The organism is Microbacterium sp. 13-71-7 (genome assembly GCF_002257455.1).
In the GTDB taxonomy this organism is placed as follows: Bacteria; Actinomycetota; Actinomycetes; order Actinomycetales; family Microbacteriaceae; genus Microbacterium.
Genome location: NZ_NCKN01000420.1, coordinates 1 through 1196 on the forward strand (window position 1 = coordinate 1; position 1196 = coordinate 1196).

Annotated in this window: 1 protein-coding gene; it reads left to right on the plus strand. The window is 72.1% G+C overall.

Annotated features, from left to right (window positions below; genetic code table 11):
* A partial coding sequence (locus B7X32_RS20965) for a DUF222 domain-containing protein (protein ID WP_292724189.1) occupies nt 1-1196 on the plus strand: 1196 nt, incomplete at both ends.

Sequence of the window (1196 nt, forward strand, 5' to 3'; positions counted from 1 at the left end):
AGACGTGGGATGCGATCGCGGCGCTGATCCCGACCCTGGCCGGGCGGATCAGTGCGGGTGCGGGCGCGTCGGACGTGCAGGCGGTCGTGGAGGGGCTGGGAGATGCGGAGACGGTGGCGGTGCTTCGCGAGGCGGGTGAGGTCGGACGGCTCGTGGAGCAGGTGCAGGTGATCTGCGCGGGAGTGATCGCACGGCGCTCGACTCGGGACGCGGGGCATGCGGGGTTGGCGCAGGCGCGCGGGCACCGGTCGGCGGCGTCGCTGGTTCAGGAGTTGGGCGGGATGACGAAGGGCGAGGCGGCGAGGCAGGTGCGGGTCGGGGAAGCGCTGCTCGACGACGAGCCGGGCGCCGGTGCCGATGTCGGCGCTGATACCGAGACGTCTGACGGCGGGACGCCAGAAGAGCCCGTCATGCGGAGCTGGCGGCAGACGTTGCAGGAGGGGCTGCGGTCCGGCGCGGTCACGTCGGCGCAGTTCGACGCGATCCGCCGCGGGCTCGGCGACCCACCCGAGGGTGCCGAGGACGCGTGGGCGCACGCCGCCACACAACTCATCGAGGAAGCCTCCCGGCGGACCGTGGAAGAACTCGGCGCCGCCGCGCGGACGATCCGGGATCTGCTCGACCCGGACGGAGCGGAGGCCCGGTTCCTCGCCCGGTATGAGAAGCGTTCGTTCCGGACCTGGTTCGACCAGGACGGGGTGCGGCGGGCGTCGATCGCGTTCGATGACGAAGGCGGCGCCTACCTCGACACCATCTTCGCCGCAGCCTTGCGACCGCGTCGGGGCGGACCCCGGTTCGTGGACCCCGAAGAGAAGACGACCGCGGCGGACCTGGTCGCAGATCCCCGGACCAACGACCAACTCTCCTACGACCTGCTCCTCGACCTCGTCCGCGCCGGCACCCTCGCGGATCCGGCCGTGGTGTTCGGTACCCGGCAGGCCGGACTGCGGATCGTGCAGCAGATCACAGCGGACGGCACGCGGGCCCCGGTCGCGGTCACCGAAGACGGCCTCACCACCGTCCCCGCGACGGTCGCGGAACGACGGATCTGCGACACCGGAACCCTCCCCGTCACCGTGGATGCGTGCGGGAACCCGCTCGACGTGGGACGGGAATCACGCCTGTTCACCCCGAAACAACGCATCGGGCTCGCGGTCCGTGACGGCGGATGCCGATGGATCGGGTGCGACCGGCCC